This is a genomic window from Mesorhizobium sp. BR1-1-16 (assembly GCF_020165495.1).
Lineage (GTDB): Bacteria > Pseudomonadota > Alphaproteobacteria > Rhizobiales > Kaistiaceae > Kaistia.
This window is the reverse complement of the sequence record NZ_JAIUIE010000011.1, coordinates 133,625-153,224: the sequence shown is the minus strand read 5'-3', so window position 1 is coordinate 153,224 and position 19,600 is coordinate 133,625. Positions and strand designations below refer to the sequence as shown.

Sequence of the window (19,600 nt, the reverse complement as noted above, 5' to 3'; positions counted from 1 at the left end):
GGTTTGACGGCAGGAGGCACCCTGTCGCATCATAAGGGCTGATCGCGTTCGGCGCAGGGGTGAGGCTGAAACCCCAGGAAGCGCGGGCTTTCGAAGATGGCATTCGGAATGCCCGCTTCGGCATGGCGCGATTTAGAGGAGGACAGGCGGCATGTCTGAACCGCGCCAGCAGGCCGGGGATGCGGAAGCCATGACTGCGCCGGCAGCGGATCGTCCCGCCGCGGCACGACGTCGCCGCGTGCCCAGCCTTTCGGTCAAGCTCATGATTCTCACCGTCATCTTCGTGATGGTGACCGGCATTGCCGGCTTCGTGCCGACCATGGCGACCTTCCGCCTGCGATTCCTCGAGGACCGGCTGGCGACGGCGCAGGCCGCCAGCATCCTGCTCGATTCGGCCGCCTGGAGCGACGTACCGCGCCGCGTGCAGGATCAATTGCTGGCAACAGTCGGCGCCACCGCGATCGTTGCGCGCACCGGCGACGCGACCCGTCTTCTGGCCGCGATCGAGATGCCGCCGACGGTCGATGAAACCGTGGACCTGCGCGAGTCGATGTCACCCGGTTCGATCGGCGCCGCCTTCTCGACGCTTCTGGCTTTCGAACCGCGCACGCTGCGCGTGATCGGACCGACGCATGACGGCAACAGCCTCGAACTCGTGATCAGTGATCGTCCGTTGCGCTCGGCGATGCTGCGGTTCGGCGGCACGATTCTCGCGCTGTCGGCGCTCATCTCGATCATCGCCGCGATACCGATCTATATCAGCCTGCAGCGTCTGTTCGTCCGGCCGATGCGGCGCCTGTCACAGGCGATGGTCCATTTCTCCGAGGATCCCGAGGACAAGGCACGCATCATCACACCGAGCGGACGCGCCGACGAGATCGGCGTTGCCGAGGAGGAACTGGCGGCGATGCAGCGCCAGCTCTCGGACACGCTGTTGCAGAAGACCCATCTTGCCGATCTCGGCCTCGCCGTCTCGAAGGTCAACCACGACCTCCGCAACCTGCTGGCGTCGGCGCAGCTCTTCTCGGACCGCATTGCCGCCCTTCCCGATCCCACCGTGCAGCGTTTCGCACCCCGCCTCGTGGCGACGCTCGGCCGCGCCATCGACTATTGCCAGACGACGCTCGCCTATGGCCGGGCGCGCGAACGGGAGCCAAGCCGCCGCCTGGTCGCGCTGTCACGGGTCGTCCGCGATGTCGTTGAGGTGCTTGGCCTCGAAAGCCACGCAACGATCCACTGCGAGATTGAAGTCGAAGGCGGCTTCGAGATCGATGCCGATCCCGACCAGATGTTCCGCGTGCTGCTCAATCTCTGCCGCAACGCCGTCCAGGCGATGGATGGCGAGCCGGATCCGGCGGTAATCCGCCGCTTGAGCATCGAGGCCGAGCGCCAGGGCGCCGTGGCCCTGGTACGCGTCTGCGATACGGGTCCGGGCGTGCCGGAGAGAGCCCGCGCGAACCTCTTCCAAGCCTTCCAGGGCGGCGTGCGCCCCGGCGGCACGGGCCTTGGGCTCGCCATCGCAGCCGAGATCGTGCGCGCCCATGGCGGCACGATCCTGCTTGTCGACGGCGACGGCCCCGGAGCCGTCTTCGAGATCACCCTCCCCGACCGCCCCGTTGCCTTCGACCGCGCCCGCCGGGCCCAGGCGCGCTGAGGCCAGGCAGGTCGAGACATGCGCCAGCGAAGGAAAGAAGCTGTCCCCGCCAAGCTCGCAGCCACAATCGCCAAGCGCTGCCTGCGGCCGATGCCGATGCCGGCACGCCCCTGTGGAGAGACGGGAAAAGGGCGCTTGCAATCCTCCGGTCGAGCGGCTAGTTAGACGCCGCCGACGCCCTCCGGGGCGCAGCACTGGTCGGAAGAATTCTTCACGATCAGATCGGCAGGCGCCCGTAGCTCAGCTGGATAGAGCACCAGACTACGAATCTGGGGGTCAGGAGTTCGAATCTCTTCGGGCGCGCCACTTTTTCATTAGTTTTGAGTATTTGTGGCAACGCTTCGGAAATTGCGTTCCCGACGTTCCTCAAGTCGTTTCCTTGCCGTTCCGCGCTGCGATCCGGTGCTCGGAGATGCGGCGTGATGCATCGAGCTCGCCACGATCATAGACGCGGAACGTTGCCCGGTTCTGGTTCTTGGCTGGGGTCATTCGCCCTCCGCCTGGGCAGCGCCGATTTCCCTGTCGAAATGAAGTTCACTCAGGCCACGCTGTAGCAGTTCTTGGTGAATGTCGGAGCCATCTACGGGCAGGAGCGTTCGTTTGGCGATCATCCAGCGGCCGTGGCGCTTTTCGAGTTCCCAGCGGTTCACGACGGCGCGGTGAATCCGGTAACCGGTCGATATGCCATGATTGGCAAGCTCACGCGGCTCGCCTTCCTGGTCGAGGTGAACGATCATCAGATAAGACGTCACAATCGCCGCATCGCCTCGTAAGTCGACGAGCGGCAGGCCGGTAAAATGGGCGAGTCCGCCTCGAATCGCCTCGCGATGCTCCGGTCTTTGTATGAATGCTGCGATGTCCTTGGCGCCTTTCGCACCGTCGAGCGTCGGTCCGCGGTCAAACACGCCGTCCTCGCGGTAGACCGAAACAGTATAGTCCGCTGCTCCGGTGTCGGCGCTTGGCGGATGCGAGGCGATCAATTCGTAGATGGCGAGCTTGTCTTCGATCGTGCGCAATCTGGTCTCAAAATCGCTAGACGTGTTCATCATTTCCCTGTCCGATCGACCGTTTTCATAGCAGAAGCTCATAGGCGCTTGACGGGCTTCCTACTAGAAGGTAGGTAGCATGCATGAGCAATTTGGCAACCACCTCCGACAACATTCTCCGCTGCGCCCGATCGCTGATCATCGCAGGTGGATACAACGGCTTCAGCTACGCCGACATCTCCGAGGCGGTCGGCATTCGCAAGGCAAGCATTCATCATCATTTCCCTGGCAAGGCTGATCTGGTTCGCACCCTTGTGGCGCGCTATCGCGAGGACACCGAGGCGGCGCTCGCGCATCTTGCGCTTCAAGAGCCGATTGATCAGCTTCGCGCCTACACAGAATACTGGGCGGCGTGCATCGGCGATGGGTCAAGACCTTTCTGCGTGTGCGCCTTGCTTGCCAGCGAAATCCCGGTCCTGCCCCCGGAGGTCGTTCTGGAGGTCAGAGAGTATTTTCGTCTCCTCTCGGCTTGGCTGACATCAGTGATAGAGCGAGGCGCGAAGCAGGGGACTTTGAAACTGTCTGGTACCGCTCGATCCGAAGCGGAAACGTTCATCGCGACCGTGCATGGTGCCATGCTCTCGGCAAGGGCTTATGGTGATCCTGCGGTATTCGCGGCTGTCACCCAGCCTTTGATCGAGAGGCTCACTGCGGCTCGACAGTGAACGGAGAAACTGACGACATCCGTATATCTGTGACGTCTACCATGTAGTTGGTAGGCCTCGGTTGAACTTCGGCGTTTGCGGTCACTTGGCGCGCCGCATAGCCGCCCCCCTCGCGCCATGAGACTACCTATCAGTAGGTATGAAGGAGATGACATGCTTCGGAAACTTGTGCCGGCCCTTTTTGCGGTCGCTGTTGTCACACTGCCTCTCATCGCGAGCACTTCGCCGGTTTTTGCGGAAAGCCCCAAGGGAGAGCCGATCCGCGTGCGCGGTTCCATCGCCAGCTTCGACGGCGGTACGTTGACGGTGAAGACGCGCGAAGGCCAGACCGCCAACATCGCTTTCGCCCAAGGAGGGATGGTTTCGAGCGTTGCGCGTGCGGCCATCTCTGACATCAAGCCTGGCGATTATGTCGGTATCGCTTCGCTACCCACCAAGGACGGTGGCGATGGCGCGCTTGAGGTGCTGATCTTCCCGGCCGCCCTGAAAGGAGCCGGTGAAGGCAGCTTCGGCTGGGATCTGAAGCCCAACAGCACCATGACCAACGCTACGGTCGCGGACGCAGTCAAGGGAGTGAGCGGGCGAACTGTCACCGTCTCCTACCACGGCAAGGAAAAGAAGATCGCCATTCCGGACGGAACGCCCGTCGTCACTCTCGCCCCGGCAACTGAGGCTGATCTGACGTCGGGAGCGGTTGTCTTCGTCTCTGGCGAGAAGACGGAAGGCGGCGCGATCACCGCGCGGCAGGTTGTCGTCGGCAAAAACGGTGTTGTCCCGCCGATGTGAGCCGATGACGACACCGGTCGGGCCCGCCTCCCAATCGCCCGGCCGGTGGAAACTTCGATTTCGCGCGTCGCGCGCGGCGCCAGCTCACTCAGCCAACCTGTCGGGATCGACCCATGAATGAGGAGAGGCATCAATCAACGTCACACCGAAGGACCATCCTGGTCCGGCGGCACTCGATCGTGACCCGACTGACGCATTGGCTGAATGTGCTTTGTCTCAGCTTTCTGATCTTCAGCGGACTCCAGATATTCAATGCCTATCCGCGACTCCATTGGGGCCAATATGGCGCGGATGACGATCGCGCTTTCATCACGATCGGCGCGGATGAGCGCAATGGCGAACCGCGCGGCTTCGTGACGGTGGGCGGTATGACCATTGGGACCACCGGCGTGCTGGGCCTGTCGAAGATGGAAGGCCAGTGGACGCCTCGGGCATTTCCGGGCTGGCTCACGCTGCCGTCTTATCAGGATCTCGCCGCGGGCCGGCGCTGGCACTTCTTCTTTGCCTGGCTCTTCGTCATCAATGGCTTCGTCTATCTGACGTATAATCTCTTGAGCGGGCATTTCCGCCGTGATCTGGCGCTGAACCGCCACGAGCTCGCACCGCGCCACCTCTGGCAGGAGATCCTCGATCACGCTCGCCTGCGCTTTCCGGAGGGAGAGAAGGCCCGGCACTATAATGTGCTCCAGAAGCTCACCTACATCATCGTCGTCGCGGGATTGCTGCCTTTGATGGTGCTGACCGGGCTGACAATGTCACCCGGCATCGATGCTGCCTTTCCAGTTCTTCTCGACATCTTCGGAGGACGACCATCAGCCCGCACCATCCACTTCATCTCGGCATCCCTGCTTGTTCTGTTCGTCATCGTTCATGTCGCCATGGTCATTCTGTCCGGGCCTTGGAACAACATGCGTTCGATGATCACAGGCCGCTATGCCATCCGGAACGAGGGCCCTGACGCATGACTAGTCTTCTGACTAGACGGCGCTTCCTCATCGGCAGCACGGTTGCAGCTGGGGCGCTCGCGGTGGGCGGCTACGGCATCCTCGAACAAAACCCTGACGTCTATGCCGTGTTGCGATCGGCCGAAGCGCTGACGATGGGTGCGCAACGCATGTTGCTGCGGCACAGACCCTTGGCGAGGGAATTCTCGGCGGCGGAAATTTCGCCGACGTTCCGGGTCAACGGCACGCAGGCGCCTGACTCCGAGGAATATGCCGCGCTGCATGAGAACGGATTCGCCGATTGGAAGCTGAAGATCGGCGGTCTGGTGAATCGGCCGCTGGAATTCTCGCTGGCGGACCTCAAGAAGCTTCCTTCGCGTACCCAGATCACCCGCCACGACTGCGTCGAGGGCTGGAGCGCGATCGGCAAGTGGACCGGCGTGCCACTCGGCCTCGTGCTTCAGGCAGCGGGGTTGAAACCCAACGCGCGTTTCGCGGTCTTCCACTGCGCCGATGAACTGGAGAAGACTCTCGACGGCAGCGGCCGCTACTACGAGAGCGTCGACCTCATCGACGCGTTTCATCCGCAGACGATCCTCGCTTACGCGATGAACGACGCGGACCTGACGGTCGGACACGGCGCTCCGCTCCGGCTGCGCGTGGAGCGGCAGCTCGGCTACAAGCAGGCCAAATACATCATGAGCATCGAGATCGTCGAAAGCTTCGGCGACCTTTGGGGTGGTAAGGGCGGTTTCTGGGAGGACCGTGGATACGAGTGGTACGCGGGAATCTGAATGCACGACGAAGCCCCGATACCAAACGCATATGCCTCCCGGCACCTGTACCTAGTCCGCGGTTAACGGGCGGAAGGACGAACTGTGCAAATCGAAGCGGCCGCAAACGCGGAACTCGCCATGGTCGTCCCATTGCCGAACCGCGCCTACCGCGCTACCAGCGGCGAGGCGGTATGGACGACTGAGGTCCGGCTTCTCGCCGGAGATCGCAGTAGATACAAACAACAGCGACGTAAGGGTGCCCCCGTTTCATCTCACCCGGCGCGCCAGATTCCTCCGGTTCTCCGTCGCGTTGCGCGCTAGCCGGCGAGCCTGGCAGACGGTCGATGCCGCCGAGCGTATTTGGTCAGGGCACGGCCCTGGCAAATCGTTGTTCGAGGACTTCACTGCCCCATTGAGAGCCGGGGCGTTCTTCGGCCAGTTTGAATCCTCGCGTTTCATAGAGGTGCCGTGCCGCATCCAGCCCGGAGAACGTCCAGAGGTGCGTCTCCGCGAAGCCCCGCTGATCGACGAAGGCCAATGCTGCATCCAGAAGCTTCTTGCCGGCCCCGGAGCCGCGCATCGCGTCATCGACCACGAACCACCGAAGATGTGCGATGCTTGGCCTGAGATCTTCTCCATCGATAGCGATGGACCCGAAGACATCGCCGCCGCTCATTGCCGACCAGATCTCGTTCTGAGGTTTGCCTAGGCGACCTGCAAACTCGGCCAGTCCACTGGCGACGACGGACTCGAACGCCAGCCCAAAGCCGGATGTTCGCGTGTAATAAACTGAATGCATTTCGGTGATGCGTGCGATGAGACCAGGTCGATATCCTGTCTTGAGCTCGACCGCCGAAGCCGCCGGCGGCCCTGCCAAGGCTCTGGCGTAGAGACGCAGCCCGTCCAATACCATCTGACCTTGCTCGGCGGTCAGCTTTGCAAGCGCACCCATAACCTGCGCGCGCGCGAAACCATGAATATTGGCCAGCCGGTCTCTGCCGGCCGTTGTGAGCGACAGCAGCTTCACGCGACCGTCGTCCTCGCCAGTTTCCTCCACAACGTCCCCGGATGCTATGAGCTTCCGAAGCATCCGGCTCACGCTCGACTTTTCGAGATGCAGCAGCGCGCCGAGATCGCGGGCGGCCACCCCGCCCTGCTCAATCTCGATCAGCGCATGGACCGCAGAAGGCGACAATTCGGTACCGGCAAACGCATTTCCGGTGAACCCCAGTTCGCGCACAAGCTGGCGCGAAGAGGCGCGGATCGAGTCAACCGTTTGCGACAATGGCATCAATGGAGCGACCAGATAGTTGCATCATACAACATAATGATATCCGGATGTTCTTGTCGACAAAATTTGCGTTTCGACTACCGCGAGATTGGGTCTCGACGGTTTTGCCTGCCCAGCAGATAGGGCGGCCGCGGATCCTCGTCGCGCCACAGCTCCCTTTCCTGTCATTGCCTGGCTGACCCGGCCATCCCACCCTGGCGTGATGCCGTGCTGCCGCAAGGGAGGACGGATTGCCAACCGACTCGACAGAATGAGCGACCGGCCAGGTCTTCGGTCCGTGCCTTCGGCCTTGCTCGCGCATTCGAGACCGGTGGGCCTTGCCGTTCAAATCACGCTCGCCTGCTGAACTGGGGGCAGCGCGGCCGCACCAGCGCGAATGCGCCAAGTGAATGGGAAGGAGGGGCGCTGTAGCGATCCGGAAAGGCAGGCCGGAAGATTGCGTTAGCCTGTCGTTCGCCTTAGTTTGCATCGTTAGCAGCAGGAAAAGCCAACCGTGGAACGTGTCACACTCGGAGCGATCGCCGCGCAGATGGGCCTCTCTAAGTTCGCGGTTTCGCGGGCGCTTTCGGGCAAGAGCGGCGTGAGCGACGAGACGCGTCGGCGTGTTCAGGAAGTGGCGGCGGAGCTCGGCTATACACGCGCTGAGACTATCGCCAAGGTGATGACGCTTGGCCTCGTTTTCCACGATACCGATCTGATCAATTCCGAGTTGCATCTGCTTGTGCAGAACGGCGTCCAGATCGAGGCGCAGAAGCGTGGCTATCAGGTGCGCATCTGCTGGACCCATCTCCCGGACGAGGTCGAGGCCTTTATCCGGGGCTGTGACGGCGCTGCCCTTGTCGGCCCGCATGACCGCACGACCTATACCCGCATCTATTCCCTGGGTGTTCCGATCGTCCGCACCGGCTGGCTCGAACCGCTCGAACAGGTCGATTTCGTCGGCGGAACCGACCACGAGTCCGGCTCGGCCGTTGCCGAGTATCTCGCGCGCCTCGGCCACACCACCATCGCTTATGTGCATGGTACGCCTGGATATCGCGGGCGGATCGAGCGCTATTTCGGGTTTCGTGAGGTTCTGGAGGGACTGCCGCAGATCAAGTTCCTGCAGATGAAGTTCAACGACGAAATTCGCTTCACCGAACATCTGCGGGCGGTCCATGCCGAGGGCCTCTACCCTACTGCGTTCTTCTGCGCCCATGATGGACTGGCGGTGACGGCGATCTCCGAACTCCTGAGGCTCGGCTATCGTATTCCGGAAGATGCATCGGTCGTCGGCTTCGGCGACTATTCGGCCGCAACCCAGATCTCGCCGCAACTGACCACGGTGCGCGTCCACGGCCAACAGATCGGCGCCGCCTGCGTCCGGATGCTGGACGACCGCATCCATGACCGCATTCCGCGTGACCTGCCGCTGCGCGTTCATGTTGCCAGTCGGCTTATCAATCGGGCTTCGGCCGGTCCCGCGGCGCAGACCAGCCGCGAGAAGAAGCCGGACCTCGAGCCTACGGTCTGATTTCCAGGCCTGACTGCACCCCATCGTCGGTCGCCTCGTCCGCGAGAATGAGCGCTTTGCAACTCGTTGCGAGGGCATCGCCCCAATGAACCGATCCGGGCGCGATTTGGGCGTCGTTTGGGCGCGTTTATAGGCAGCCGGCAGCAGCCTGATCCATCCAGCCGATGCGGAACCGCGGCATGAAATCCATGCCAGCGGAACATAACGCTTTACCTAACATTCGACTAAAGGCACGTTTTCTAGCAATAACGATGCGACTTTCATGAGGGCGACGTTCGCCCCCGGAAGGGTCGTGCCGATGCATGCGATCCGGCCGTCGGGTGTGCCGATGATGTCGCGCGTCATCGGGGCATTGCCGGATGGGTGGGAGCGCACGGTGCCTAAATTCTCGGCCAATCTTTCCTTTCTTTATACCGATCTCCCTTTCATCGAGCGGTTCGCCGCCGCTGCGAGGGACGGGTTCGGGGCTGTGGAATATGTGTCTCCGTATGAAGAGACGCCCGAAGCCATAGCCGAAGCTCTTGGTGAGAACGGGCTGACGCAGGCGCTGTTCAATTTGCCGGCGGGCAACTGGGCCGGCGGCGAGCGCGGCATAGGCTGCCTCGGTGACCGCGTGGAGGCGTTCAGGCGAGGCGTCGACACGGCGGTTCGCTACGCTGCGGCGCTGGGCTGCACCCGTATCAACTGCCTCGCGGGCATCGCGCCGGCCGGCAGTACGGAGGCGGAGCGCGACGCGGTCTTGGTCGCCAACTTGAAATACGCGGCGCCGCGGCTTGCCGACGCGGGCATCCAGCTTTTGATCGAGCCGATCAACCTCCGCGACATTCCCGGCTTCGCCGTTTCGACAACGCATCACGCTGAACGGCTGCTCGACGCCGTCGGCTCCGACAACCTGTTCATCCAATATGATTTCTACCACGCGCAGGTCTCACAGGGCGACCTGCTGCCGACTTATGCCCGGCTGCGCGAACGCATCGCCCATGTGCAGATCGCGGACAATCCCGGGCGCAACGAGCCCGGCACCGGCGAAATCAACTACGGCTTCGTGTTCGCCGAGCTCGATCGCCTCGGCTATGGCGGCTGGGTCGGGTGTGAATACCGGCCCCTGGCCGGAACGACCGCCGGGCTCGGCTGGATGACTCCCTATCTCTGAGGAACTGCCATGAAGATCGGTTTTATCGGCCTGGGCGTCATGGGACGGCCCATGGCGGAGCAGCTCATCGCAGCTGGGCATTCGCTGGCGCTGCATCGGGTCAAGCCAGTGTCGCAGTATCTCGTCGACAAGGGCGGCAAGGCGCTGGAGAGCGCGCGCGAAGTCGCCGCAGCGTCCGACGTCATCATCCTGATGCTTCCCGACACGCCCGATGTCGAAGGCGTGCTGTTCGGCGCCGACGGCATTGCCGAGGCGCTGTCGCCCGGCAAGCTTGTCATCGATATGAGCTCCATATCGCCGATCGCGACCAAGGACTTCGCCTGGCGTGTCGAGGCCCTCGGCTGTTCCTATCTCGATGCCCCCGTTTCAGGCGGCGAGGTCGGGGCCCGCAATGCGACGCTGACGATCATGGTCGGCGGCCCGGAAGAGGCCTTCGCCCGCGCGCTGCCGCTCTTTCAGGCCATGGGTAAGAACATCACGCTGGTCGGCGACAACGGCGACGGCCAGACAGCCAAGGTGGCCAACCAGATCATTGTCGGCCTCACCATCGAAGCCGTCGCAGAGGCGCTGCTGTTCGCAGAGGCCGCCGGCGCGGATCCCGTCAAGGTCCGCCAGGCACTGATGGGCGGGTTTGCATCCTCGCGTGTCCTCGAAGTGCATGGCGAGCGCATGACGAAATCCACCTTCGAGCCAGGGTTCCGGATCGCATTGCATCGGAAGGATACGTCACTCGCGATCGATGCGGCCAAGGCCCTCAATCTCGCGCTGCCCAGTACCGCCGCGACCCAGCAGGTCATGAACGCGGCGATCGCGCGCGGCGACGGCGACAAGGATCACTCCGCTCTGATCCTCACCCTCAAGGCGCTATCGGGCCGCGGCGCCTAGATCGGACCCTCTCCCCACGCTTTCGGCCCGGAACGGAGCTGAGAAGCGAATAATCCGCGAAGGAAACGCCAATGCCCATCGACAAGCTGCCGCAAGTTCCATTCGGGGCGGTCTATTTCCGGAAGTCGAATCCGCCGCCCGAGGATTGGGAACGTGATTACGGCACCGCCGCAGAGGATGGCCTGAACGTCTTCAGGCACTGGTTCATGTGGTCCGCCATCGAGCGCCGCCCGGGCGAATATGACTGGGACGACTGTGACCGTCAGATGGACCTCGCAGCGAAGAACGGCATCAAGACCGTGATCGCCGAAATGAGCCACACCGTTCCGGACTGGGCCTATCGACGCTTCGCGCACGCCCGTCAGCTTCATGCCGATGGCCGGCCACTGACCTCGAACATGGGTGTCAGCGCGGCGACTGGCGGCTTTGCCAATAATGGCGGCGGCGCCGGCGCTCTGACCATGAATGCGCCGGAGGTGAAGCAGGCCGTCGGAGCGTTCCTGACGGCCCTCGCCAAACGCTATGTGGGCCATCCCGCGTTGCTTGGCTATGACGTCTGGAACGAGGTCAACTACGCTGCGGATGTCGACTTCTCGGAGCCGATGAAGGCTGACTTCCGCCTGTGGCTGAAGGCGAAGTATGGTGATCTCGATACGCTGGCGCGTGCCTGGTATCGCTATTCCTATGCGGAATGGGACGACATCGAGCCGCCGCGCGAGGTGGCTGCCTATCCCGAAAACTTCGATTGGCTCGAGTTCAAGCGGCACAACTATTACGATCAGATGCAGTTCAAGATCGACGCGATCCGCGCGGTCGACAAGGATTGCATGATCGCGGCGCATGGTGTTGGCGGCGCCATTCCGAACATGGCTGCCCACGGCTCGGACGACTGGCTCGCTGCTTCGAAGGTCGAGCTTTATGGACTGACCTGGGTCCCGAGCCGCAGGGGCTTCAAGCCTTGGCAGAACTTCTTCGGTCCCGATATCACGCGGGCCGCTAGTCGCGGCAAGAAGTGGTGGCATGCCGAGCGTCCCGGCGGGCCCCTTTGGCTGCAGCCGCAGGTGCTCGGCCGCGACAAGGAAGACGGCCGCGTGATGGATCCCGAGGACATCCGCACGCTGACCATGACGTCGTTCGCGGCCGGCGCGACGGGCGTGCTCAACCTCCGCTTCCGGCCGCTGCTCGACGGCCCCCTGTTCGGCGCATTCGGATCCTACGGCATGGACGGCTCGCGGACGCCCCGCTCCGACATGGCAAGCGGCCTCGCCCGCTGGGCCAATGCTTCGGCCCAGAAGCCTCTCTTCGAAGCGCGGCCGATCAAGGGCGATGTCGCCATTCTCGTCATCCCCGAGGCGCAGGCCTGGGACTACCTGCTCAACGCCAACCACAGGCCCGAGACCTATCGCGAGGCGATGTGGGGAGCGTATCGAGGCTTCTTCGATAACGGCATCCAGGCCGACTGGGTGCATATCGATCACATCGCCGATTACGAGACGATCTACGCGCCCTACCCGATCATGCTCACCGCCGTTCACGCCAAGGCGCTGGCCGATTGGGTGAAGGCAGGCGGAACGCTCATTTCCGAGGCGACGCCCGGCTATTTCGGAGATCGCGGCAAGGTCGGCACCGTGCAGCCGAATAACGGGCTCGATCATGTGTTCGGCGCGAAGGAGGCCGAGGTCGAATTCATGCCCGACATTGGCGACCGCATCCGTCTCTCGTTCGATGGCAGGCCCTTGAAGGGCGGCGGCTTCCTGCAGAGCTACGCGCCGACCACCGGCTCCATCCGCGGTTCATTCTCGGACGGGCGGATTGCCGTGGTCGAGAACAGCTTTGGCAAGGGGCGCACTTTGCTGGTGGGCACACATCCCGGCATTGCCTATTTCAAGGAAAGCAACCCCGAGAACCTCGCATACTTCTCCGACGTGCTGCGCTGGGCCGGTCGCCGGCAAGCGCTGAGCCTCTCGAACCCCGCTTTGCATGGACGGCTACACGTCGGCCCTGACGGACAGCGCGTTCTCTGGCTCATCAATCCGACGCGGAGCGCGCAGCGCGCGACGGTCGATCTGGCATCGGGCGAACTCTCGTTCGGCACGCCCTATTGGGCGGGGGAGGACGCTTTTGCGAGCGGCAACGAGGTGCAGGTTTCGGCGCGTGATGCGCTCATCGTCCCGATCGGCTGAACCCACTGTACGCGGGCTCGCCGGCAACGCTCCTGAAAGCGCTGCCGGCGAGGCGTCGCGGCAATGGGCAACAAGAGCGGGCCTTGGGTAGCATCGACATCCAGGGTTCGCGTCGCGCCACGGTTCCTTTTCCTGCCATTGCCGGACTTGACCCGGCAATGGCAGATAAACACGACAGCGACCGCCCGCCTTTCGCGAAGCTAATTGTCGAGCGGCCCTAGGCAGGCAGGATTTCGATCCAGTTTGGCCCGGCGCCTGTGCTGAGCCGATGCAGGTCCGTCAGTCGGCCTGTCGACGGATCCACCGCGCAGACGAGTGCGCTCGCTGTGTTTTCGCCGAGCGTGACGAGGAAGCGGCCAGTCGGATCGATGGCGAAGCCGCGCGGCGTGTCAGGCACGGGATGGCTCTCGGCCGGCGTGAGCCGGCCCGTTTTCGGGTCGACGATGAAACCGGCGACGACATTGCTTTCTCTTTCGCTCGCATAGAGCAATCCGCCATCCGGCGTGAGGTGAATGTCCGAGGCGAGCCGCGCCCCGACATGCCCCGCTGCCGTGATGTCATGCGTCTCCACGACCGTCATCGTCATATCGGCCGCCAAGGCCAGCACCGTCACGGACCCGCTTTCCTGGCCGACGACATAGGCAAAACGGCCATTGGGGTGGAGAACGAGATGGCGAGGGGCGCTGCCGGGCGCCAACTGCACCGCCGGGGGCGACATTTTCTCAAGCGTTCCTCCGGCTTTGTCGAAGACCAGACGTTCGATCCTGTCGGTCCCGACGCAGGGAACGAGGACCATGCCATCGTTCCCGACAGGGATGGTGCAGTGCGGCTTTTCACCGACATCGAGCACCGCGACCGGACCACCCGCGACACCGTCCGCTCCGATCGAATTCACGGAGACCGTGCCGCCGCCATAGGAGGCGCAGAACAGAAACCGTCCCGTCGGATCGGCCGAGAAATAGGCGATGCTGCCCGCCGTCGGCGCCGTGCCCAGATAGGTGAGGCCCGCCGCGGCGACATCGATGCGAAAGCTGAGGACCGCCGGCTCGCCGCCGCGAAAGGCAACATAGAGGATCCGCCGGTCCGGACTGAAAGCGAGCGGCGACGGACCGTTGCTCCCCTCTCCAGCCAACGGCACCGAGCCCCTCGCCTCAAGCCGGCCCTCAAGCGAAAGCCGGTAGAGCCCGATGGTCTTGTCGCGTGAATTGCAAACCAGCGCGAGGCTCCCTGTCATCGGATCGCCTCACCGGTTTCCCCGTCGAAGAAATGCAGCCGGTCGGTATCGAAGACCAGATCGACATCGTCGCCCATACGCAGCGGGGTGCGCGCATTCAGCCGGGCGACGCAATGCGCCTTCCCTGCCTCGCCATGGTTGAGCTCGTCGAGACTGTCCGAACTCTTCACCAGCGCCTGCCGGGCGTCGATCGAGAAATGCAGAACCTTGTCCGAACCGAGCGCTTCGACGAGATCGATGTTTGACCGGATCTTGCTCGTCGCCCCCGGCCGATCGGCGGCAGGGTAAATGTCCTCCGGGCGAATACCCACCACCACCGCCCGATTGGCGTAAGCGCCGAGCCTTCGGAGACCAGCAATTTTCTCGGTTGTCAGCAGAAGGGTCTGCCCGCCGAGCTTCAGCGTCGTGCCCGACGCCGAGACCTCGCCGAGTTCGCCCCACAACAGATTCATGCTCGGTGATCCGAGGAACGCCGCCACGAACATGTTGGCGGGCTCGTCATACATGACCGACGGCGGGGCCACCTGCTGCAAGTTGCCATCGCGCAGCAGCGCCACCCTGTCGCCCATGGTCATGGCCTCGACCTGGTCATGCGTCACATAGATCGTGGTGACGCCGAGCCGACGCTGCAGCTTGGAGATCTCGGCGCGCATCTGCACACGCAGCTTTGCGTCGAGATTCGAGAGCGGCTCGTCCATGAGGAAGACCGCCGGCTGACGAACGATGGCACGGCCCATCGCGACGCGCTGTCTCTGCCCGCCGGAAAGCTGACCTGGACGACGCTTCAGATAGTCCGTCAGCTCCAGCGTTCGAGCCGCATCCTCGACGCGGCGCCGGATTTCGTCCCGCGGCATGCCCGCGATCTGCAGGGCGAAGGCGATGTTGTCGAACACCGTCATGTGCGGATAGAGCGCGTAGTTTTGAAAGACCATCGCCACGTCGCGGTCTTTCGGGTGCACGTCATTGACGAACTGGTCGCCGATCCAAACCCCGCCGTCGCTGATCTCTTCGAGGCCGGCGATCATGCGCAGCGCGGTGGACTTGCCGCAGCCTGACGGGCCGACAAGCACCACGAACTCGCCGTCTTCGATCTCCAGGTTGAGATCGTTGACCGCCTTCAGCACACCGTTTCCATAGGACTTCGTAAGTCCTTCGAGACTAACGCTTGCCAAGTTTTTCTCCGAATTACTTGAAGCCCTGCGTGGCGATACCCTTGGTGAGCAAGCGCTGCGACGCGAGGAAGAACCCGAGCACCGGGGCAATCGAAAGCACGACCATGGCGAAGAGGCCGCCGACCGAGGACTGGCCGCCGCTCGGATCGAGGAACAGCCTGAGCGCCACCGGCACCGTCATGCTCTTGACGTCGGTCAGATAGATGAGCTGGCCGAGGAAGTCGTTGTAGGTATGAATGAATGTGAAGACAGCCGTGGTGACGAGCGCCGGCATGGTCAGCGGCAGAATGATCCGCCAGTATCTCTGCCAGTATGACGCGCCATCCAGCACCGCCGCCTGCTCAAGCTCTGCCGGCAGCGACCGCATGAACTGCACCATCAGGAAGATATAAAAAGCATCGGTGGCAAGAAACTTTGGCACGACCAGCGGCAGGATCGTGTTCACCCAGCCGATCTTCAGGAAGAAGATATATTGCGGGATCATCTGCGCATGGATCGGCAGCATGATCGTGCCCAGCATCAGCGCGAACCACAGCCACTTGAAAGGGAAATGCAATCGAGCAAACGCATATCCTGCCATCGAGCAGGAGATCAGATTGCCGACGACCGCAAGCGCCGAGATGATGAAAGAATTGATGAAGAACGCCGCGAAGGTCGGATTGCCGGAAAGCTGCCAGCCCTTCACATAATTCTCGATCGTCCAGGATTTCGGGATCAATCCCAGCCCGCCGAAGATCTCGTCCTCGGGCCGGAGCGAGCTCAGCACCATCCAGATCACAGGATAGAGCATTGCGATCAGAAGCACGATCAGGATCGCATGCAGCCCGATCCCGCGCAGGTTGCGCCGCAGCTTGCGCGTGCGGCGATGCGCGGCCAGGGACCTGCTGTCAAGCCGTCGGTCAGTCACCATAGAACACCCAGAAGCGCGAGGACCAGAACAGCAGCGCCGTGAACGCGGCGATCGTCGCGAGCAGGACCCAGGCCATCGCCGAGGCGTAGCCCATCTCCAGGTGCTGGAAGGCACGCTGGTAGAGATAGATCGTATAGAGCAGCGTCGAATCGACCGGCCCGCCCGTGCCGCCTGAGACGACGAAGGCCTGCGTGAAGGATTGGAAGGCGCCGATCGTGTTGAGCACAAGATTGAAGAAGATCACCGGCGTCAGAAGCGGCAAGGTGATCCGGCGGAACTTCTGCAATGCATTGGCGCCATCGAGCGAGGCCGCCTCGTAATACGATTCCGGGATCTGCCGCAGCGCCGCGAGGAAGATCACCATGGCGGCGCCGAATGTCCAGACGTTCAGCCCGATGACCGTGTAGAGCGCCGTTCCAGGGCTCGACATCCACCCGGCGCCTTTGATGCCAAAGAGCGCCAGAAAACTGTTGAAGATGCCGCGCGCACCAAAAACTTCGCGCCAGAGCATGCCGATGCCGACGCTCGCGCCGATCAGCGATGGGACGTAGAACAGCGACCGATAGATCGCGAGCCCCTTGAGGCCGCGGTTGAGCAACGCCGCCACGGCCAGCGAAAAGATCAGCACCAGCGGAACCGAAATGAGCACATAGCGCAGCGTGACACCAACCGAGACGAACAGGCGCCGATCGTGTGTCATGGCGACATAGTTCTGCAGACCGACCCACTGCGGCGGCTTGAGAACCCTGTAGTCCGTGAAGGACAAATAGGCCGACGCCAGCATTGGAACGACCGTGATGAAGAAGAAGCCGGCCAGCCAAGGCAACAGGAACCAATAGGCGGCACGATTTTCCATCCGGGACAGACTGGACCGCGACGTGTTGGGCGGCGGCCTCACCCTGACAGGCTTCGGCCTTGCAACGGAGGTTTCAACTTCAGACATCGACGGCCTCCGTTCTCAGGACGCGCTTGGACGCAACAGCCCTCTGGCGCGGCAAGGTTCGAGGAGACCGCCCCCAACGGGCGGGGGCGGCTCCGATAGCGCGATCGCTCAGTTGCCGATGGACGACAGGTCGGCGAAGACCTGGTCGACGGCTTCGTCGACGCTGACCTGACCGAAGGCGACGGCCTGGTAGTTGCGGCTCAATGCCTGTGCCAGCAGGCCGCTGCTATTGGCCGGCCAGAGGATCGGCTTGGCCTGCGGAGCGATCTGGCGGAACATCAGGATCTGATCCTTCTGTCCGCGGCTGGTGTCGGGGCTTGAGATCTGCTCTTCCTGCAGGCGATCGACGGTGACCGGGCCGAGATCCGATTCATAGATCTTCGCGGCGCGCGAATCCTGCGTGAAGAAATTCAGCCAGGCAATCGAGGCGGGGATCAGGTTCGCAGGGCAGTGAGCGCCGATGGCGATCCCGTTCGAACCGACATCCCAGCCACCGCCTGCCGGGCCGGCCGGAGCCGGCAAAACCGCCAGTTGCTCACCGGGCCGCACGGCATCGATCACCTTCTGGTGGCTGTCGAGACGGTTCGGCGGACGCGCCGTCATGAACGTCCGGCCATTGGCGATATCGGACGTCTCGATCAGGCTGCCATTTTCCTCGACCATGACGTCGGGCGTATCCGTCACCCCGTCCTTGCGGAGCTTTTCCCAGTACTCGAACCACTGGGCGAGCGTTGCCTTGGAGAAGGCGACCTTGCCATTGTCGAAGACCTTGTCGCCATGGGACTGCACCCAGCTGACGAACATGTCATTTTCCATGGCCATGTTGTGCGCCGCGACGGCGCCTTCCGGAACCTTGCCCTTCATCTGCTCGAGCAGGTTCGTCATATCGTCCCAGGTCCAATTCGAGGGCGGGACCTTGAGGCCGGCCTTCTCAAGCCAGGTGCGATTGAAGATGACTCCGTTGAAGAAGACACTCGACGGGATCTGATACAGGTGACCGTCGGCGCCACGGCTCGAATTCATGGCGCTCTCGGGAATCCCCTTCACGTCGATCGCGCCGCTGGCGACATAGTCGTCGAGCGGAAGCAATATGTTCGGATCAGCGAATGTCGCGAGCCAGCGGTTCTGCATCATCACGGTGCAGGGAATGTTGTTGGCGGAAGCCTGCAGCGTCAGCTTCTGCCAGTAAGGGTCCCAATCGGAGTTCTGCTCGACGACCGAAACGCCCGGATTGTCGGCCTTGAACAGCTCGATGATGCGATGGGTCTTGTCGGCGCGGGACTGGCCGCCGAACCAGGAAAAGGTGATCTCGCCTTCCACGGGACCGAGACTGTCGGCCAGGGCAGGCAGAGCCGTTGTGATGAGAAGAGCTGCGGCGACCGCAATCCGCCGCGCAGCTGCGCCATTCAGGTCAGTGAGCTTCACGTTATCCTCCCGGAAATCTCCACCCATGAGACGAAGCAGCTCATCCTCGGTGAACTGCCATCCCTGGCTCGCCGGCCGTATTTTCCGGCACTGCCGTTTTGCGTAGTTATGTCGACCGCGAGCCAGTATTTTATGTCAGTTACGGACTTTTAATGTCAATAAGCAGCCAACATAATTGGCTTTGTTATGTTCTGTTAGTCTCTCTTTAGGGCGTTGGCTCCCCAGAGATTCGGGTCGCCGTCGAATTCGAGGCTGGTCAGCCCGCCGCCCTGAAGGAGATCGGCCAGATCGCCCGATGCAGTCCCCGCGGGCAAGGAATCGGCGAAATCGGCCGCCCTGTAGCGCGGTTTGTAGCCGAGCGCTTCGGCCCTGCCATTGTCCCACCAGGCATCGGCATTGTCCGAAATACCCCAGACCACGTCGTTGCGGACATCGGGGTGCTCGATGCCGATCGCGATCAGCTGTGCGATGTCCTCGGGGTGATGAAAGGTCGAGAGCTCACGGACATTGCGCGGACGATCTATCGCGGTGCCGATCCGGATCGACAGCGTCCGCATGCCATACTTGTCGGCGTAGAGCGAGAGCGCCGCCTCGCCGAAGACCTTGGCGACGGCATAGCGCGAATCCGGCAGCATCCGCTCGTTGCCGTCGAGCCGCTCGCTGCGCGGATAGAAGCCGATGACGTGATTTGAGCTGGCGAAGACGAAGCGCTCGATCCCCAGGAGGCGCGCGGCCTCAAGTGCATTGATCGTCGTCTTCATCGAAGCGTCGAGAACCGCGTCCCAGGTGTTTTCACCGGGCAGGCCTGCCAGATGGACAATGCCGCGGACGCCCTTCGCGACGGCGTGCGCCTGGTCGAGATCGGTGAGATCGGCCTGATGAAATTCCTCCCCGGGAGCGAGCGCTTCGGGAGGACGCAAGTCCGTGAGCTTCACGGCACCGAAATGCGCCAGCAGATAGGGACGGATCATCGCGGCAACCTTGCCGCCCGCGCCAGTGAGCAGGATGGGTTCGCTCATC

The 19,600-nt window shown here is 62.7% G+C and carries 18 protein-coding genes and 1 tRNA gene; 10 read left to right on the top strand and 9 right to left on the bottom strand.

The genetic code is table 11. The features are described 5' to 3' along the window. The first annotated feature begins 151 nt into the window (after positions 1–151). Positions 152–1,654 carry a sensor histidine kinase gene (locus LB518_RS20105; protein ID WP_353619971.1) on the top strand — a complete coding sequence of 501 codons (1,503 nt, stop codon included), beginning with the start codon at positions 152–154 and terminating at the stop codon, positions 1,652–1,654. Positions 1,655–1,883: 229 nt separating this feature from the next. Then, positions 1,884–1,960: transfer RNA gene (locus tag LB518_RS20100), tRNA-Arg, on the top strand. A gap of 60 nt (positions 1,961–2,020) precedes the next feature. Here LB518_RS20100 and LB518_RS24720 read toward each other — a convergent pair. After that, positions 2,021–2,143 (bottom strand): hypothetical protein, encoded by a 123-nt coding sequence (locus LB518_RS24720; RefSeq protein ID WP_286198783.1) that lies wholly within the window; start codon positions 2,141–2,143, stop codon positions 2,021–2,023. Then, positions 2,140–2,670, bottom strand: a complete 531-nt coding sequence (locus tag LB518_RS20095) for a nuclear transport factor 2 family protein (RefSeq protein WP_224579593.1) — start codon at positions 2,668–2,670, stop codon at positions 2,140–2,142. Before LB518_RS20095 ends, LB518_RS24720 begins: the two co-directional genes overlap by 4 nt. 113 nt (positions 2,671–2,783) lie before the next feature. Between LB518_RS20095 and LB518_RS20090 the strand changes: the two genes are divergently transcribed. From LB518_RS20090 to LB518_RS20075, 4 genes are all read left to right on the top strand, one after another. Continuing rightward, on the top strand, positions 2,784–3,365 hold the full coding sequence (locus LB518_RS20090) for a TetR/AcrR family transcriptional regulator (protein ID WP_224579592.1): 582 nt from the start codon (positions 2,784–2,786) through the stop codon (positions 3,363–3,365). A 153-nt stretch (positions 3,366–3,518) separates the two neighbouring features. After that, positions 3,519–4,151 carry a hypothetical protein gene (locus LB518_RS20085; protein WP_224579615.1) on the top strand — a complete coding sequence of 211 codons (633 nt, stop codon included), beginning with the start codon at positions 3,519–3,521 and terminating at the stop codon, positions 4,149–4,151. Positions 4,152–4,264: 113 nt separating this feature from the next. After that, entirely contained in the window at positions 4,265–5,116 is an 852-nt protein-coding gene (locus tag LB518_RS20080) for a cytochrome b/b6 domain-containing protein (protein ID WP_224579591.1), read from the top strand. Beyond that, complete coding sequence (locus LB518_RS20075; protein ID WP_224579590.1) at positions 5,113–5,889, top strand: molybdopterin-binding protein; 777 nt, start codon at positions 5,113–5,115, stop codon at positions 5,887–5,889. The genes LB518_RS20080 and LB518_RS20075 overlap by 4 nt, the downstream gene beginning before the upstream one ends. A gap of 346 nt (positions 5,890–6,235) precedes the next feature. On the opposite strand, the gene LB518_RS20070 is transcribed toward LB518_RS20075, so the two are convergent. Beyond that, positions 6,236–7,162 carry a bifunctional helix-turn-helix transcriptional regulator/GNAT family N-acetyltransferase gene (locus LB518_RS20070; RefSeq protein ID WP_224579614.1) on the bottom strand — a complete coding sequence of 309 codons (927 nt, stop codon included), beginning with the start codon at positions 7,160–7,162 and terminating at the stop codon, positions 6,236–6,238. 493 nt (positions 7,163–7,655) lie between these two features. Here LB518_RS20070 and LB518_RS20065 point away from each other — a divergent pair, with 493 nt between their 5' ends. From LB518_RS20065 to LB518_RS20050, 4 genes are all read left to right on the top strand, one after another. Then, the gene (locus tag LB518_RS20065; RefSeq protein WP_224579589.1) at positions 7,656–8,675 is read left to right on the top strand and encodes a LacI family DNA-binding transcriptional regulator; all 1,020 of its coding nucleotides are present in this window, start codon (positions 7,656–7,658) and stop codon (positions 8,673–8,675) included. 376 nt (positions 8,676–9,051) lie between these two features. After that, a complete protein-coding gene (hyi, locus tag LB518_RS20060) occupies positions 9,052–9,828 on the top strand; it encodes a hydroxypyruvate isomerase (RefSeq protein ID WP_224579613.1) in 777 nt (258 codons plus the stop codon). 9 nt (positions 9,829–9,837) lie between these two features. Then, positions 9,838–10,713 carry a 2-hydroxy-3-oxopropionate reductase gene (locus LB518_RS20055; RefSeq protein WP_224579588.1) on the top strand — a complete coding sequence of 292 codons (876 nt, stop codon included), beginning with the start codon at positions 9,838–9,840 and terminating at the stop codon, positions 10,711–10,713. Between the two features lie 71 nt (positions 10,714–10,784). Then, positions 10,785–12,896, top strand: coding sequence for a beta-galactosidase (locus LB518_RS20050; protein WP_224579587.1), 2,112 nt, complete (start codon positions 10,785–10,787; stop codon positions 12,894–12,896). A 217-nt stretch (positions 12,897–13,113) separates the two neighbouring features. On the opposite strand, the gene LB518_RS20045 is transcribed toward LB518_RS20050, so the two are convergent. From LB518_RS20045 to LB518_RS20020, 6 genes are all read right to left on the bottom strand, one after another. Then, positions 13,114–14,130, bottom strand: coding sequence for a lactonase family protein (locus LB518_RS20045; protein WP_224579586.1), 1,017 nt, complete (start codon positions 14,128–14,130; stop codon positions 13,114–13,116). Continuing rightward, a complete protein-coding gene (locus LB518_RS20040; protein ID WP_224579585.1) occupies positions 14,127–15,302 on the bottom strand; it encodes an ABC transporter ATP-binding protein in 1,176 nt (391 codons plus the stop codon). Before LB518_RS20040 ends, LB518_RS20045 begins: the two co-directional genes overlap by 4 nt. Positions 15,303–15,315: 13 nt before the next feature. Next, positions 15,316–16,092, bottom strand: coding sequence for a carbohydrate ABC transporter permease (locus LB518_RS20035; protein WP_224579612.1), 777 nt, complete (start codon positions 16,090–16,092; stop codon positions 15,316–15,318). A 109-nt stretch (positions 16,093–16,201) separates the two neighbouring features. Beyond that, positions 16,202–17,155, bottom strand: a complete 954-nt coding sequence (locus tag LB518_RS20030) for a carbohydrate ABC transporter permease (protein WP_224579584.1) — start codon at positions 17,153–17,155, stop codon at positions 16,202–16,204. A 108-nt stretch (positions 17,156–17,263) separates the two neighbouring features. Next, the gene (locus tag LB518_RS20025; protein WP_224579583.1) at positions 17,264–18,580 is read right to left on the bottom strand and encodes an ABC transporter substrate-binding protein; all 1,317 of its coding nucleotides are present in this window, start codon (positions 18,578–18,580) and stop codon (positions 17,264–17,266) included. A gap of 194 nt (positions 18,581–18,774) precedes the next feature. Next, positions 18,775–19,599, bottom strand: a complete 825-nt coding sequence (locus tag LB518_RS20020; protein WP_224579582.1) for an NAD-dependent epimerase/dehydratase family protein — start codon at positions 19,597–19,599, stop codon at positions 18,775–18,777. Position 19,600 lies beyond the last annotated feature (1 nt).

Excerpts from the sequence above, each read along its gene's own strand:
- LB518_RS20085 (WP_224579615.1), top strand. The coding sequence starts at position 3,519 with ATGCTTCGGAAACTTGTGCCGGCCCTTTTTGCGGTCGCTGTTGTCACA.
- LB518_RS20070 (WP_224579614.1), bottom strand. The coding sequence starts at position 7,162 with ATGCCATTGTCGCAAACGGTTGACTCGATCCGCGCCTCTTCGCGCCAG.
- LB518_RS20075 (WP_224579590.1), top strand. The coding sequence starts at position 5,113 with ATGACTAGTCTTCTGACTAGACGGCGCTTCCTCATCGGCAGCACGGTT.
- LB518_RS20055 (WP_224579588.1), top strand. The coding sequence starts at position 9,838 with ATGAAGATCGGTTTTATCGGCCTGGGCGTCATGGGACGGCCCATGGCG.
- LB518_RS20045 (WP_224579586.1), bottom strand. The coding sequence starts at position 14,130 with ATGACAGGGAGCCTCGCGCTGGTTTGCAATTCACGCGACAAGACCATC.
- LB518_RS20105 (WP_353619971.1), top strand. The coding sequence starts at position 152 with ATGTCTGAACCGCGCCAGCAGGCCGGGGATGCGGAAGCCATGACTGCG.
- LB518_RS20080 (WP_224579591.1), top strand. The coding sequence starts at position 4,265 with ATGAATGAGGAGAGGCATCAATCAACGTCACACCGAAGGACCATCCTG.
- LB518_RS20050 (WP_224579587.1), top strand. The coding sequence starts at position 10,785 with ATGCCCATCGACAAGCTGCCGCAAGTTCCATTCGGGGCGGTCTATTTC.
- LB518_RS20020 (WP_224579582.1), bottom strand. The coding sequence starts at position 19,599 with ATGAGCGAACCCATCCTGCTCACTGGCGCGGGCGGCAAGGTTGCCGCG.
- LB518_RS24720 (WP_286198783.1), bottom strand. The coding sequence starts at position 2,143 with ATGACCCCAGCCAAGAACCAGAACCGGGCAACGTTCCGCGTCTATGAT.
- LB518_RS20030 (WP_224579584.1), bottom strand. The coding sequence starts at position 17,155 with ATGTCTGAAGTTGAAACCTCCGTTGCAAGGCCGAAGCCTGTCAGGGTG.
- LB518_RS20090 (WP_224579592.1), top strand. The coding sequence starts at position 2,784 with ATGAGCAATTTGGCAACCACCTCCGACAACATTCTCCGCTGCGCCCGA.
- LB518_RS20035 (WP_224579612.1), bottom strand. The coding sequence starts at position 16,092 with ATGCTCTATCCTGTGATCTGGATGGTGCTGAGCTCGCTCCGGCCCGAG.